The 15,023-nt window shown below is 42.2% G+C and carries 14 protein-coding genes and 3 pseudogenes; 16 read left to right on the forward strand and 1 reads right to left on the reverse strand.

Features of this window, described 5'->3' with window-relative positions; translation table 11 throughout:
• Positions 1-173 precede the first annotated feature (173 nt).
• The 16 genes and pseudogenes from NDM98_RS00230 (at position 174) to NDM98_RS00300 (ending at position 14,465) form a co-directional block, all read left to right on the forward strand.
• Positions 174-2,735, forward strand: coding sequence for a tape measure protein (locus tag NDM98_RS00230; protein WP_251603034.1), 2,562 nt, complete (start codon positions 174-176; stop codon positions 2,733-2,735).
• Entirely contained in the window at positions 2,617-6,060 is a 3,444-nt protein-coding gene (locus NDM98_RS00235; RefSeq protein WP_251603037.1) for a peptidoglycan DD-metalloendopeptidase family protein, read from the forward strand. The genes NDM98_RS00230 and NDM98_RS00235 overlap by 119 nt, the downstream gene beginning before the upstream one ends.
• Entirely contained in the window at positions 6,053-6,724 is a 672-nt protein-coding gene (locus NDM98_RS00240; protein WP_251603052.1) for a LysM peptidoglycan-binding domain-containing protein, read from the forward strand. The genes NDM98_RS00235 and NDM98_RS00240 overlap by 8 nt, the downstream gene beginning before the upstream one ends.
• A gap of 8 nt (positions 6,725-6,732) precedes the next feature.
• Positions 6,733-7,729 (forward strand): annotated as a pseudogene (locus tag NDM98_RS00245) (XkdQ/YqbQ family protein).
• Positions 7,726-7,995 carry a DUF2577 family protein gene (locus NDM98_RS00250; RefSeq protein ID WP_251603055.1) on the forward strand — a complete coding sequence of 90 codons (270 nt, stop codon included), beginning with the start codon at positions 7,726-7,728 and terminating at the stop codon, positions 7,993-7,995. The pseudogene NDM98_RS00245 and the gene NDM98_RS00250 overlap by 4 nt, the downstream one beginning before the upstream one ends.
• 14 nt (positions 7,996-8,009) lie before the next feature.
• Positions 8,010-8,426 carry a DUF2634 domain-containing protein gene (locus tag NDM98_RS00255; protein WP_251603058.1) on the forward strand — a complete coding sequence of 139 codons (417 nt, stop codon included), beginning with the start codon at positions 8,010-8,012 and terminating at the stop codon, positions 8,424-8,426.
• A 58-nt stretch (positions 8,427-8,484) separates the two neighbouring features.
• Positions 8,485-9,491, forward strand: a pseudogene (locus NDM98_RS00260) (baseplate J/gp47 family protein).
• The gene (locus NDM98_RS00265; protein WP_251603061.1) at positions 9,478-10,056 is read left to right on the forward strand and encodes a putative phage tail protein; all 579 of its coding nucleotides are present in this window, start codon (positions 9,478-9,480) and stop codon (positions 10,054-10,056) included. The pseudogene NDM98_RS00260 and the gene NDM98_RS00265 overlap by 14 nt, the downstream one beginning before the upstream one ends.
• Positions 10,053-10,328 (forward strand): hypothetical protein, encoded by a 276-nt coding sequence (locus NDM98_RS00270; protein WP_251603064.1) that lies wholly within the window; start codon positions 10,053-10,055, stop codon positions 10,326-10,328. Before NDM98_RS00265 ends, NDM98_RS00270 begins: the two co-directional genes overlap by 4 nt.
• Positions 10,328-10,553: pseudogene (locus NDM98_RS24815) on the forward strand (terminase); the annotation flags it as partial. The gene NDM98_RS00270 and the pseudogene NDM98_RS24815, both read left to right, overlap by 1 nt.
• A 48-nt stretch (positions 10,554-10,601) precedes the next feature.
• A complete protein-coding gene (locus NDM98_RS24860) occupies positions 10,602-11,975 on the forward strand; it encodes an XkdV family phage structural protein (protein WP_506324398.1) in 1,374 nt (457 codons plus the stop codon).
• A gap of 53 nt (positions 11,976-12,028) precedes the next feature.
• Positions 12,029-12,295 carry a hypothetical protein gene (locus NDM98_RS00280; RefSeq protein ID WP_251603070.1) on the forward strand — a complete coding sequence of 89 codons (267 nt, stop codon included), beginning with the start codon at positions 12,029-12,031 and terminating at the stop codon, positions 12,293-12,295.
• A 21-nt stretch (positions 12,296-12,316) separates the two neighbouring features.
• Positions 12,317-12,769, forward strand: a complete 453-nt coding sequence (locus NDM98_RS00285; RefSeq protein WP_251603073.1) for a YomQ N-terminal domain-containing protein — start codon at positions 12,317-12,319, stop codon at positions 12,767-12,769.
• On the forward strand, positions 12,762-12,902 hold the full coding sequence (locus NDM98_RS00290; RefSeq protein ID WP_251603076.1) for an XkdX family protein: 141 nt from the start codon (positions 12,762-12,764) through the stop codon (positions 12,900-12,902). The genes NDM98_RS00285 and NDM98_RS00290 overlap by 8 nt, the downstream gene beginning before the upstream one ends.
• A 67-nt stretch (positions 12,903-12,969) precedes the next feature.
• Positions 12,970-13,395 (forward strand): phage holin family protein, TcdE/UtxA-related, encoded by a 426-nt coding sequence (locus NDM98_RS00295; protein ID WP_251603079.1) that lies wholly within the window; start codon positions 12,970-12,972, stop codon positions 13,393-13,395.
• Positions 13,392-14,465 (forward strand): N-acetylmuramoyl-L-alanine amidase, encoded by a 1,074-nt coding sequence (locus tag NDM98_RS00300; protein WP_251603082.1) that lies wholly within the window; start codon positions 13,392-13,394, stop codon positions 14,463-14,465. The genes NDM98_RS00295 and NDM98_RS00300 overlap by 4 nt, the downstream gene beginning before the upstream one ends.
• A gap of 137 nt (positions 14,466-14,602) precedes the next feature.
• Here the strand turns inward: NDM98_RS00300 and NDM98_RS00305 are convergent, their stop codons facing one another.
• Positions 14,603-15,013 carry a DUF3997 domain-containing protein gene (locus tag NDM98_RS00305; RefSeq protein WP_251603085.1) on the reverse strand — a complete coding sequence of 137 codons (411 nt, stop codon included), beginning with the start codon at positions 15,011-15,013 and terminating at the stop codon, positions 14,603-14,605.
• Positions 15,014-15,023 lie beyond the last annotated feature (10 nt).

Genomic DNA, 15,023 nt, shown 5'->3' on the forward strand with positions numbered 1-15,023 from the left:
TCGAGACGCGGTGTATCTCCACTATCTATTACATGAGTGCAATCAGCCTTTATCAGAGTTAGTCGCTTTGATGGAAGGTTCTAAAAACTGGCGGACGTTTGTATTTGCTTCAGTTGAGGTTAAATTAGAAGCGTTAGCCAAACAAGCTAAGAAATAAGAGAGGAGGATGACTAATGGGAGTCAAAACGATTTTTGAATTAGAGGACCGAATTACCAAACGTTTGAAGCGAATTAATGGTGAGTTAGGCCACACTGAGAAAATTCGTAAGCGCATTGAAAAACCTATGATTATTAGTGCGGAAGACCGTGCCAGTCGTCAGATGAAGCGTATTGAGCGATTTTTTCTGCGTAAGGCTGTAAAAGCTCATAATATTAATGTCGGGCTACATGATCGAGCCACAAAAGGTATGCAACGTATGAATCGGTACCTTAAACGAAATATGCCACGTTCACATGAAATCACAATGAGAGCAGTTGATCGTCTCACGCCAATGGCAAGCTCATTAAAACGAAATTTACAACGTAAATTCGGTAAACAATATGAGTACGTTATTCAAGCGAAAGACCAGGTATCAACAACAATTCGTAAAGTCGCTTCATTCACTCGCAAACAGTTAGAGCGGGGCTACACTGTTAGCCTTAGAGCCACTGATCTCATTAGTCGAACAGTTGGTCGAATCTCTTCTTTTGCTCGAACTAGCTTACGTGATCAAAACTTAAGAGTAAGAGCCGTTGATCTCTTTACAGGAACGGCTAGAAGAATCTCTCATTTCGCTAACACTCATTTAAACCGAACAGTAACTATGACGGTCAAAGTAGCTGATTTAGCAACAAAACCTATTAGAGCTATTGCTGGGATGGCAAGTAGCACTGGTGCCATGCTAGGTGTTGGAGCTGGTACCTATGGCGGGGTTGTTAAACCCCTTCAGATGGTAGCTAGTCGCCAAAATATGACGAGTGCTTTTGAGACATTACTAGGTGATGCTGAAAAAGCTCAAGAAAGATTAGATGAACTAGTCACATTTGCAGGACAAACTCCTTTTAAACGGGACGATATATTCGAAGCCTCACGAGTCCTACAAGTCTTTACAGGTAACGCTCTTTCAACCGCAGATGGCTTACGGTTGGTGGGGGACGTTGCAGCTGGTACTCAAACGGATTTCGGAGAAACGGCCATGTGGTTTGGTCGTTTGTATGATGGAATGGCTTCGGGTCGTCCGATTGGTGATGCAACAGCTCGTCTACAAGAGATGGGGGCTATTTCAGGTGAAGCTAGAGCTCGCTTAGAAGAGCTTGCTGAAAGTGGTCGTGATATTAAATCAATATGGTCAGAAGCTACAAAAGAATTCGAACGTTTTAACGGTCAAATGGAGAAGATGTCTAACAACTTAGGTAACCTGTGGTTAGGTGTTACCTCTATGATTAATGAGCGAATCTTAAGGGCATGGGGAACTGGACTTAGCGATGCGTTTCAACCGATGCTAGTGGCTTTTAGAGAATGGAGAGGCGAGTATTCATTCATTCTTGATGAGATGGAGAATTTCTTTAAACGTTCAGGAAAAGCGGCAGCAGCATCTTTCTTAAATCCCTTGCAATCCATTGGATCTTTTGCGAAAGATCAACTGCAGATTCTATTCCCAGGTGGAGATCTTACCGAAGATCAACAGGTAAAACTTAAAGAGAAATTTGAACAAGATCCTGAATTTGAGAAACGGTACAACCAACTTGAAAAATACCGTGATATGGATTTTCAAACCAGATGGAATATCGTCTGGCCAAATATTCAAAGTGAATTTACAAATTGGTGGAATGAAAAAGGTGCACCAGGTCTTATAGCTGGTTCCGAAGCTATTGGATCTACTTACGGAAATATTTTAGGAGGACTAATTCGAGGCGTACTGGGTCTTGAAAATGAATCGGATAACGAATTTGTTACAGCTGGTGCAATGGTTGGACGCTCGTTTGTTAATAGTTTTGTAGAAGCAATAGATCCAATAGATTTATCTTTAAGACTTGGTAAAAAGCTTTTGGATGTTAACTGGACAGCTCTAAAATCAAATTTCGGTAGACTTATTGGGAAAGATGATTGGGTAGTTGAAGGAGCAAACACAGGAGCACTCTTTGCAAATGCTTTAACACTTGCTTTTATAGGTGTAATAGCTAAAGGTCCATTAGGTAGAGGCGCTGAATTATTTGGTAGAGGTGTTTCTAAATTATGGGGTGTCACTTTTGGAAAGAAAGGTCCTAAAGGTCCTCTTGGTCCATCTGGAATGCCTAAAGGAGCATCTCAAGATGGGCAAGGTAGATGGAGAGATTCTAAAGGTAGATATATCTCAAAAGATCGAGTGGATGAATATCAAAGACAACACCAAGAAAGATATTCTCAACCTAAAGGACCAAAAGACCCAACAACAAGCAAATTTAAAGGGTTAGGAAAGTTGGGTACCTTATTTGGCTTACCATCATTTACTACTACCAACTCGCCGACTATTGGTGGGGGATGGTCGAAATTCGGGAAAGGCATACCTCTTTTAGGAACTGCGCTAGGGGCTGCAAGCATAGCCACTGCTCCTGAAGGGGAAAAAGCTTGGTGCTGCTGGTGGAGTACTTGGCGGTATGGCAGGTGGAGCTGCGACTGGAGCCTTAGTTGGTTCAGTCTTTCCTGGAGTTGGAACCATTGTAGGTGGAATTGTTGGCTCGATCGCAGGGGCTATCGGTGGAACAGCGATTGGTAAGTGGTTAGGAGATCTTGACTGGTCAGGTATTGGCGATGGCATTAGTGAAAGTTGGACTAATGGCATTGAAAAGACGAAGGAATTGTGGTCGTCGTTTGCGACATGGTTTGATGAAACAGTATGGCAGCCAGTTCAGAACGGAGCAAGTGCAGCGGCGGATTGGATCTCAGATACATGGTCCTCGTTCACCTCATGGTTTGATGAGACCATTTGGAGCCCGATCACTGACGGAGCAAATGCTGCATCAGATTTTATTAGTGAAACTTGGAACGGTGCATATGACTGGGTAACTGATAAGTGGTCATCTTTTTCCACGTGGTTTGATGAAGAGGTATGGACTCCTTACAAAGATTCATTTATTAACGTAATGAACTTCTGGGTCGGTCTATGGACGAAGATCGAGGAGGGAGTTAAAGAATTATGGGCTCCTTTTTCTGAGTGGTTTGATGAAGTAATCTGGACACCCATTACAGAAGGCGTTGAATCCTTTCAAACATCCGTTTCTGAGAACTTTGATAATGCAGTAGCCGGGGCAAAATTTGCGTGGGCTTATTTATCGTTTTGGTTTGATGAAGTAGTCTGGACACCCATTAAAGATGCATTAACAACCGTTAAAGACTATTTTATCGACGAATTTGAAAAAGGAATGACAGGTATTAAGCTTGCCTGGTCACTCTTCTCGTATTGGTTTGATGAGGTTGTTTGGACTCCTATTAAGGATGCAGCAACTTCAGTAAAAGAGTATTTTGTAGATGAGTTTGAAAAAGGTGTCACCGGTATTAAGCTAGCTTGGGCATTTCTATCATATTGGTTTGATGAGATTATATGGTCGCCAATTAAAGATGATGTAGAAGCTATCAAAACGTTCTTCGTGGATGAGTTTGAAAAAGCAATCACGGGGATCAAGGTTGCCTGGTTTGTTTTATCTTATTGGTTTGATGAGTACGTTTGGACGCCAATTGTAGATGGGGTTACAAATTTAAAAACATCTATGACTGAGGAATTTGATGATGCTATTGCAGGAGTCAAATTTGCTTGGATGTTTATTTCTAATTGGTTTGATGAAGTCGTTTGGGACCCCATTGCGGATAGTGTATCTGATATCAAAGATTCCATTGTAGAAGCGTTTGAAGATGCATGGGGCATTGTTTCAGATATTTGGGACAATATTACAGGTGCATGGAATGCCGTCACTGGTTGGTTCTCTGACACAACCAATGTGGGGGAACAGCGCACAGGTGTCAGCACTTCCGCATCTAAGAAAGAACAAGAAAGACAAAATGGTCCACACGCTGCTGCATATGCAAATGGTGGGATTATTACCCGACCGCATTTAGGTTTGGTTGGTGAAGCAGGGCATGAGGCTATTATTCCTCTATCTGCATCTCGTAGAAGTCGAGCTCTTGATTTATATGAACAAACCGGTAAAGCACTCGGCGTACAACCTTATGCAAATGGCGGTCTTGTCGGAGGTTCAGCGAGCGCAAGTGGATCTCAATCAGCAACCGTTCATGCGACAGTTGGCATTGGTCAGGTTCAAGCAAAAGGAATCGAAAAAGAGGCAGGACTTTACGGAAAAGCCTTTTCGGAATCCGTTGCTGCAGGTATAAACGGTACGGTCGTTTCAATGGATGCATGGAAACATAAGAATGTCCAACAGCCTATGACCAATGTGATGCAAGAAGCGGTTGGATTCGGTTCAAGTACTGTGAACTCATTCTCTACTGGTCAGAATGCCACACCAACGAACACCGGCACTCATTTAGATAAGCAAGTGAAACAGCCATTCCGAGTCATCGAGGGTGGAGCATCTAAATGGGGTACCGATACGGTCACTAATTTCCGTGCAGGTCAGAATGGTACACCGACGGGAACACAGCCATATCTACAGTCGCAGGTTCATAAACCTTTTGATGAGACAAAAGGAAAAGGAAACGGCTTGGGAACGGGAACCATGACCGAGTTTGTTTCGGGCATGCGCTCACAGAGTTCTCAAGTACAAGAAGCAGCTCAATTCTTAGCTGATACAGTTGAGAAAACGTTTAAAGAGCGGTTAGGTATCCACTCGCCGTCTCGTGTCATGGCTGGACTTGGAGAATGGGCTTCCTTAGGCATTATAAAAGGTCTTGATTCCGTTGACCTTCAAAGATTCGCTAACAAGCAAGTGGATGGCTTAATCAGTGCGTACACAGGCATGGCTCCTGACTTCGGATCACCATTTACCATGACATCTGGATTCGGACCACGAAAATCACCGGGTGGAATTGGCTCGACTAATCATAAAGGGTTAGACTTTGCAGCACCTATGGGTACACCAATCCCGGCACAAGCACCTGGTCAGGTAACGTTTAGTGGCTGGCAGGGCGGATACGGAAACTTGGTTAAAATATTAGGTGCTGATGGCATTGAATATTTATATGGCCATAACTCAAGAAACCTTGTGAAAAAAGGAGATCTTGTTTCTGGTGGTCAAACGATTGGACTTGTCGGATCAACAGGTAATAGTACGGGTCCACACGTCCACTATGAGACACGAAGAAACGGACAAGCCTTTAACCCTGTGGGTGGTGGAAACAGTCTGTTTGGTGGCTCCGGTGCATCGACACGAAGTGCTATTGCACAAGCTGCATTGGCAACGGGTGTAGGCAAGGACTGGATTGAACCACTCGTGACGATGGCCATGAAAGAAAGTGGCGGAAACGCGAGAGCGGTCAATAATTGGGATAGCAACGCACGACGTGGCACCCCATCTAAAGGTCTGATGCAAACCATTGACCCTACCTTTAATGCTCACAAGCTGTCTGGAATGGATGACATCTATAACCCTGTTCATAACGCAGCTGCAGCCATTAAATACATTCAATCTCGTTACGGCGATATTTCAAATGTACCAGGTATTCGTTCCATGCGTAATGGTGGCGCATACCGAGGCTATGCAAATGGTGGATTAATCACCAATGAACAGATTGCTCGAATTGGTGAAGGTGGTCAACGTGAGTGGATCATTCCGGAAGAGCGTGGCATCCGTGGACGCTATCTTTTAGGTCGAGCTGCACAAGCACTTGGGATGGAAGTCTACGATCCTGAAGATGATGCAGGACATTCCGATTCGTTTAAAGAACAAGCAGCCATTGCGACGGGGCAGAATCAGCAAAAGGTCATTACCTCGTCTGGTGGCATTTCGATCACAATCGAGATGAACGGAGATCAACACTTCCATACACCACAAGACGAAGAAGCTTTCCTACAAAAGATGGAACGCAGATTAATCGATATACTACAAGAAGACGTAGATAATGGATCGGGAGGTGCGCAGGGTGCCTAAGAGTGTATATGAGATCTGGTTAAGCCAGGGGAAAGACAAACTGCGACTCCCTGTGTTGCCGGAAACGATTGATTTTGCAAGCAATGTTCAAAATGAAAGTGTGAAGGTGAGTCGGTTCGGTGAATTGACTTTCATAGATGATCCGGGCGCAAGGGAAATTTCCTTTGCGTCTTATTTTCCAAAAAGACATACCTCTCAGTGTGAATATAGTAATTTCCCTTCACCGGAGAACTGCATCGATAAAATTGAGAAATGGTTGAAAAACAAAGAGCCAGTTCGATTAATCGTGACAGGTACAAAGATTAATATCCTTTGTAGCATTGAAGACTTTCCATATGGTGAGGGCGAGATGGACATAGGGGATCGAACCTACTCTGTCCGATTAAAAGAATACAAAGTAGCCACACCTAGAAAAATTAAGCAAGCACGTCCGGTGCAAAAGAAACGACCTTCGCCTGTTAAAACAGCAAAGGTCACGATGTATACAGTCAAGAAAGGCGATACACTTTGGGCTATTGCTGGTCGTAAATACGGCAACAACCTTCAATGGCGTAAGATATGGAATGAAAACAAAGCTCAAATCATCAAACGCGATGCAAGAAATAATCGTCAACAAGGTCACTGGATTCATATTGGTTTCAAATTACGAATACCGCCTAAGTAGGTGAGAGAATGATTGAATTATGGAAAGTCGTTGAGACAGCTAGTAAGATCGAACAATTTGAATTGGTTACGTCAATGGTGAAGTGGGAAGGCGAGCGATACAAGGCAGCGCGAAAGATTACAGCTGATATTATCGTCAAGCAAGGTTCTGAAACGTATTACGGTGTAGAAGAGGGGGATATGGTCATTTTCAAGTGGAAAGGAAAAGAGCTCTTTCGTGGGACGGTATTCGGTCGAGTGCCCAAAGATGGAAAGCTCTTTTTTGTTGCATACGATATGCTGCACTATCTCGTTAAAAACAAAGATGTCTATGTCTTTAGTAATCAACGCGCCGATCAAATACTAAGGCGTATGTGCAACGATTTTCAAATTCCCATGACTACTCTAGCAAACACAGGATATACGCTAAAATCATTAGTCTTCGCGAATGATACAAGTCTCTATGATATGACCTTGCGAGCTTTGAAAGAAACGCGAGGACAAACTTCACGAAACTATCAGCTGTATTCGGAAAAGGGAAAGCTCGGACTACGACGTTGGCCGGATCCGGATGAGGTCTGGGTCATTGAAGATGGAGACAAAGGAAACCTACTTAATTATGAATACAGCACAAGTATTGAAGAGTCGGCTACTCGAGTAAAAGTAAGAATGCAAAAAGATGATAAGGTATTTACTGCTACAGCTCGTGATGATGCTTGGAGCCCGCAAATTCGGGGTGCTACAGCATGTGGAGACGGTCACAGATGAGTTGAATCAGGCTCAGTTGCAACAACGTGCTAATGTCCGTCAATCGCAGATGAAAGGCGTTAAAAGTAAACTTGATTCGGTTCAAGCAGTCGGGATTCCGGATCTTCAAAGTGGCTTACCAGTTCATATCCGAATCAGTGAACTAAACATTAAGAAGAATTACTGGATCGATGTTGATAGCCATACATTCAGTGGATCTTCGCATCAGATGCAGCTAAACCTTGTTGAAGTGAACACAATTCCGGAGGGAGAATCATGAGTCGTTTTGCCAATCTTATAAAAGAAATAGCCAATAACGCTAATGATGCAAAGCAACCAATGGCTATCATTCCAGGGCGCGTGATGAGTACGACCCCTTTAAGCATTCGTTTAAAGGGTCAGGACAAATTGCAAATCCCTGCAGATTTGATTGTATTACCCAACCGATTGAAATCACATCGAGAGGGTGCGTTAGAGACTGGAAACAATGTCATGATAATTGTGATGACGGGTGGCCAGTCTTTTTATGTGCTCGATAAAATATAAAGCGAGGTGAGGGCGTGTCTTTATCACCTGAACTAACGATTAATGATGAGGATCAAGACGTAGTTGATCCTTCACGAACCTTTACGATTGATTTCGAGAAGGGTCGTATCCTAAGCACGATCATAGAAGGACCAGCTGCAGTAGAACAGTTCATTCATATGGCATTACGCACAGACCGCTTTGCACATGCCATATATTCAGATGAAGTAGGCAACGAATTACAGGAAACCCTATCAGATTCTGAAACGTCTGATGCATATAAAGAAATGGAAATTCCAAGGCTCATCACGGAAGCCATCGAGTTTGATGAGCGCATTCTTTCGGTGGGAGAGTTTGAGATTGAGAAGCGTGAGGATGCGTTTCACGTTTCGTTCGTTGTTGAAATTGATGAGGGAACGTTGGAACTGGAAGAGGTGTTGAACAGTGTTTGAAGGACTTTCATATTCACAAGCGATTGAGAGAATTCGAGAGCAGAGTTTTGACACAATTATGGAGCGTATGATGGATGGTGTTCCTCCTGACTTAGATAAGAGAGAAGGAGGAATTATTTGGAATGCTCTAGCTCCTGCAGCTGCGGAGATCACGCAATCGTATATCTGGTTAGAAGCGATGTTTGATCTCGTGTTTGCAGATACCGCATCGGGCGAGTTCCTTGAAAAGAGAGCTCAAGAAGCAGGAATTGAACGTCAACCCGCTACGAGAGCTGTCTGGCAAGGTGTATTCAATCGCACGGTACCCGTTGGGACTCGGTTCTATTTAGATCCGCTCTACTTCATCACACTTGAAGGAGATCAACTCCAAAGTGAAACGCCAGGTGATGAGGGAAATGCTAATTTAACTGGTCAAACGCTCCAAGCGCTTGATACCATCCCAGGGCTAGAAACCGCAACAATGGGTGCTCAATTGATTCCTGCTCGAGCAGAAGAGACCGATCCTGAATTATATCAACGCTATTTAGTTCGGGTGCGACGTGAGGCGGTAAGTGGCAATGCTGCACACTATAAGACGTGGGCTGAGAGTTATGATGGGGTCGGACGTGCTAAAGTATTTTCACTTTGGAATGGTCCAGGTACGGTCAAGATCGTGATCACTGACTCTAATATGCAGCCAGCAACGCCTGAACTATTAAATAAAGTAAAACAATTTATTGATCCGGTACCAGGTAGGGGGAGGGTCAAGCACCCATTGGGGCTGTGGCCACAATTGAAAGTGCTGTTTATAAAGTGATAAATGTTCAAGTTGATGTATTGCCAGAACCAGGGAGAACGTTAGAGGATGTGAGATTGGAGCTTAGGAGAGAATTTGAAAAGCTGTTTAACCGAATCTCTTTTCAAGAACCAATCGTTCGATTGTCTCAAGTGATTAACATCATCTTTAATGCTCATTCCGTTAGTGATTACAGTGATGTTCGTCTAAACAACACATCAGAAAACTTGGACTTAGCAGACGAAGAAATCCCGCAATTAGGGGAGGTCACGATCAATGAGCAAGTTTGATGAAATGTCCGACTATCTACCGGAATATTTTTCGAGACTCCTTGAAATGCAAGAGATTCTAAAAACACAAGCGCCTGAGTTTGAACAGCAGAACGAAGCGATCTTTTCCATTACCGATCAATTGTTTATTACTTCGGCTACATGGGGTTTAGATCGATGGGAAGGGTTGCTGAATATACAGCGTGACGGGTCTGAGGATATAGAAATGAGAAGAGCGCGGTTAATCAACAAAGTTTCCAACATTCCGCCGGCAACGTATCGATCGCTAGAACATGCGATTAATCGTTTCTTACGTAATCCATCTGCGCTTGTACGGTTGCTACCAAAGCAGTATGAATTTACTGTGGATGTGAATATTGATGACCTGCAGCATGTGCGACAAATTGTTGAGACATTAGAACTCATGAAGCCGGCGCACTTAGCTTATGTGCTTAGAGCCGGTTTAAATGAACGATTGCAGATTATTGATACAGTTACGGTCAATTACCGTCGTTATCGAAGAGTCAAAGAATTAAGAGTCGGTCTTTCTGTAACAAGGGATCTAAATGAGGTGGTTTTACGATGATTTCAGCCTATTATTTGGAGCGAACAGCAAAAGATTTGTTTGAGCGTATTTCATCGATCAAATTAAATGGCCAAGAAGTGGAGATTATTGATAAGCAAAGAGACGGTACTAAAATCTCTTTGCTTTCAAGACGAGCAGAGGGTCATAAGAGGATAGAGCACATTGCATTATATGATGAATTAGGCCGAGTTATTACTGAGCGTCGATCACAAATTGATGTGAGTGAAAATAGGTCTCTAGATTTTCGATTTACTTTTGAGGTGGTGAGTTAATGGCAGATTATAAAGCCAAAACTAATTGGCTTCCGGATGATCCGATCAATGAGGATGATTTAAATCGCTTGGGAGCAAGGAATTAAAGATGCAAATGAAGAAGGGGACGAGCATCGCAACAATAAGGAAAATCCTCATGAAGTGACAAAAAAACAAATAGGTTTAGGAAACGTAACAAATGAAAGACAAGCCAAAAAAGATGATTTTGATGCACACAAGGGAGATAAGAAGAATCCTCACGAAGTAACGACTGAACAGGTTAATATTTCAACTATTTTTGAAGCGAGTGAACCAGGTTCGTCGTATCCAAATGGAATTTCAATGTTTCAAACTGCTAACGGTGTGAGTTTAGGTTTTCCAGTCAATCAAATCATTGTCCACACCATTCGTCAGGGTTCACATCGATGCTTTCAGTACATCTATGATGCATCAACCAATGTAGATACGGTTTGGTACCGTACTTGGCGTTTAGATTCAGGGTGGAGAGGTCTTTCTGAGAATGAGACGGTCGTAGGTGCTCAGCTTAAAGCAGATGATGCAGCTACTTTAAAAGTGAAAGAGCATGCTGATCAGGATGATAATCCTCACAAAGTAACAAAAGCGCAAGTCGAATTAGGAAATGTACAAGACTACCCTGTTGCGACTAAAGCTCAAGCAGAGTTAGGGAATCATACTGCCAGTTACATGACTCCGCATCGAACGAAAGAAGCGATTCAGACATTAGCGACGAGTAATTTGGTAAATACTATTAGCCGTAAATTGGCTAGTGATTTACCTAGAACATATCCGATGGGTGTAACAAGTTTTTCAACTGGTAATGATAGCAGTTGGCCAACAACGTATGGAACTGTAATGACCATCCGTAATGCAGATAATTCTACACTTCAATATCATATTAGGTGGAACAACTCTGGCAGTACAATGAGGATTCGATCTTCGAGAGACATTGATAATGTCTGGCAGGATTGGGTCGAAATCGAAACGGTTGCTGGCGCTGAAGCAAGAATAAACAAAGCAATTGAGGACAATGCTCAATCACCTATCGTTACTAAAGACGGGACACCAAAGATTAATTTAACATCGGGTGATTTTCTTGATCATATGTCGAAATTAAGTAATGGTGTGTATACCTTTTATGCTTCAAATGATGTAAAGAATATACCAAATCCAAACCAATCTTACAGAGGAATCTTCCATAAAGTATCTGCCAATTTTGGGTGGTTAGTTGGTCAAGATTGGGACGGTAACAATTACAGTAACTTTTTGAATACTGGTAACTGGAGAGGTTGGAAAGACTCTGAGACAACCTCAGGGGCGCAAGCTAAAGTAAATGCACATGCAAATAACAAAAATAACCCTCACAATGTGACCTCGGAGCAAGTTAATAACATTAACTTTAAACTTGCTGCAGATCTAGTTGGCACCTATCCTACAGGGTTAAGTATATTCGCCATTTCATCTCATAATAACGATGTCACAGGATACCCTTTCGGATACGGTACTGTTTTAACGGTTCGTGTACACAACAGCCGAACTTATCAGACTTTATACGGTAATGGGGACACGGTGAATGGTCGTCGTTATTGGACTGCTGGGCTTTCGAAGGTGTATGGACAGATTGGTATGAAGAGGGGCAGAGCCCATTAAGGTGGACTCGTCCAGTATTACTGAATCGCTTGGAACAAAACGGAACTAGACCTGTGGAATTTACGAAAGATTCAGCAGGGAACGTTCATATTGAAGGGGCAATGAGGAACGGTATATTTGGTAATCCAGATATATCAGCTTTTATTTTACCTGAAGGGTTTAGACCTAAAAAGACTCGAGTCATTAATGTTGCATCTGCTTCAGGAACCATCTCTTACACTCGTGTTGTAATTCGAGAAAATGGTACTGTCTGGATTGAAGACGTGTCACGTGCAGGGGCTGAAAGTTATGTGGATATGTCGTTATCATTCCCAAGCTGACAGATAAGAAAGGAGCAACCTATGAAACAGGTTTATCGGATTTCTGAAGAAGGCTTTTATATAGAGCCGAAAATTATTGATCCAATTGATTTTGAGAACTCAGTACCTATATATGAGATTCCTAGTGATTGCACAGAGATCACGCCAATCGATGGACTCTTTCAAGCGAAACTGGTTAATGGTGAATGGGTAGAGGGTTTGTCTAAAGAAAAAATAGATGAACTACTGAACGTTCCAATACCTGTTGATCCATTAACAAGGTTGGAACAGCAAAACGGAGAGCTTGGTCAGATGATTACTGACAGTGAGCTAGAAAGTATGATGCAAGGTCAATCTGTAACAGAACTCGAAATTCAATCAATGATACAGGGGCAGCAGCTCACTGAAATGGAAATAGAACAAATGATGCAAGGTCAGCAGAACACGGAGTTTGAATTAAGACTAATGATGGTGGAGGCGAAGATGAATGTTTGAATCCTTAAAAGAAAGATATGAGAAGAATTGGTGCAGAAAGGACCAGTTGAGACGCTTCGTGCAGCTTGGAGCCATTTCAGAAGAAGAGTATGAGCTAATAACAGAAGAATCGTTTCATCCTAAAGCCGACTAGAAGGCTTTTTTATTTTGGGTGAAATTTATAAAAATCAATCTTTTATAAAATAGAAAAGGGTGTAGTGATGGAAACAATTTCAGTATTTTTTAATTTGGAAAGTTTAGAGGTAGCAAAATTTTATTTATTTGGACCCGTTAAGTTTTTAGATTTGTTAGTAGTGCTTATGCTAGTGGATGTACTAACGGGCATCTTCAAAGCTATTAAGAACAAGGACTTACGAAGCCGATCTGCACTGTTCGGTTATGCTCGTAAGATTGCGATCTTTGCGATTATCATTGTCGCTAACATCGTGGACAGAATACTGGATTTGAATGGCATGGTTGCGACAGCGACTGTGCTTTTTTATATGGCCAATGAAATCTTATCAATTACAGAGAATGCAGCTCACATTGGTTTAAAAGTTCCACCAGTCATTATGGAGAAACTACGTGGTTTTAATCAGCATGGACCAGAAGAACAACCAAAATCAGAGGAGAGTGAAGAGAAATGAACATTAAACAAGATCTAATCCCAACATCAGCAAGCAATCGACCAGGTAAAAAAATTGGCGCAACTTATATTACGGTGCATGAAACAGCTAACACGAATAGAGGAGCGAATGCTGAAATGCATTCCCGCTATATCAAAGGTGCAGATGCACGGTCACGTTCTGTTTCATGGCATTTTACAGTAGATGATACAGAGATCATTCAGCACTTACCAGTTAATGAGATGGGTTGGCACGCGGGCTCACAAGGAAATCGTCAATCAGTTGGTATTGAGCTTTGCGTCAACTCTGACGGTAATTATGAAAAAGCAAAGGCAAATGCCGTATGGCTTGTTCAACGTTTGATGAATCAATTGAACATTCCATTGTCTCGAGTCGTTTCTCATAAGCATTGGACAGGAAAGAATTGCCCTGCTCAACTTCTTAATCAATGGAGCACATTTAAAGCTCTTGTAGGTGGATCTTATTATGAAGCACCTCAAACGGGAGGTACGGATGTCAAAGGCGGAACTTACACCGTCAAGAGCGGTGATACACTCACATCTATCGCTAAAGCCCATAACACAACAGTGGATGCATTAAAGAAGGCGAACCCTTCAATTAACCCTGACGAAATTCAAGTCGGGCAGATCCTTAATCTTAGTGGAGCAAAACCGGTTGAATCTGAACCATCAAAACCAGTGAATGCGTTCATTGCTGCCGCTCAGGAGTTTTTAAACAGTCGAAGCTACCCAACTAAAGGGAAATTCGAGAAGTTGGTTGTGGATGGACTAGCAGGTCGTTTAACGATGGATGCCTTAGTTCGTGTCTATCAATATTTTGCAGGTGTTGGGATCGACGGTAAATTCGGACCTCAGAGCAAAGCCGCAGCCAACACGTTGCGTCGCGGATCAACTCATCAATGGTGGGTACGCCTTTTACAATCAGCGTTAAATGTAAAAGGATACAAACTTGCGGTTGATGGTGTTTTTGGGGCAGGTACTGAAAAGGCTGTACGTGATTTCCAAGCAACTCAAAGAATCACCTCTGATGGTATCGCTGGAGCCAACACGTGGGAGCGGTTGTTTAAGTAAAGAAAAATATTGTTATCATGAGAGCTACGCAATGCTACTAAGATATAAATAAAAAATACCACCCTAGAAAGGGCGGTAAGGGTAATTCGGAGTTCTTCCATTTTTAAATGAGCAGAACTCCTTTTTATCAATTACTATTAATCTATTTCAGGGAACTCTGTAACCTTTAAAAGTTCTAACTCAATACCAAGTTCACTTTTTAGTCTGTTAAATTCATCCTCAGTCAACCTAGCACCTTCTAAACTACGATTACTTTTATCTTCAATGAAATATGTGAAGGTTCCATTCGGTTTACCATCGCTATCCAATTTCTCCTGTTCAGCGATAATATAATTTTCATCTTGATTAACTCTTATAACTTTAGCTGGCACTATAATTTCACCACTAGTATTTTCTCCAGTCTCGTCATAAATAATCTTTGCTTGATGAGCAGATGTATACATAACTGAATAACCATCTGATAAATCATATGATGAATTTTGCATACCAGCACACCCTGAAATTATCATTAAAAATAAAATAATTATAAAGAATCTAATTTTATCCAAATAAATCTAC

The sequence above is a fragment of the Alkalicoccobacillus plakortidis genome, from assembly GCF_023703085.1.
Lineage (GTDB): Bacteria > Bacillota > Bacilli > Bacillales > Bacillaceae_D > Alkalicoccobacillus > Alkalicoccobacillus plakortidis.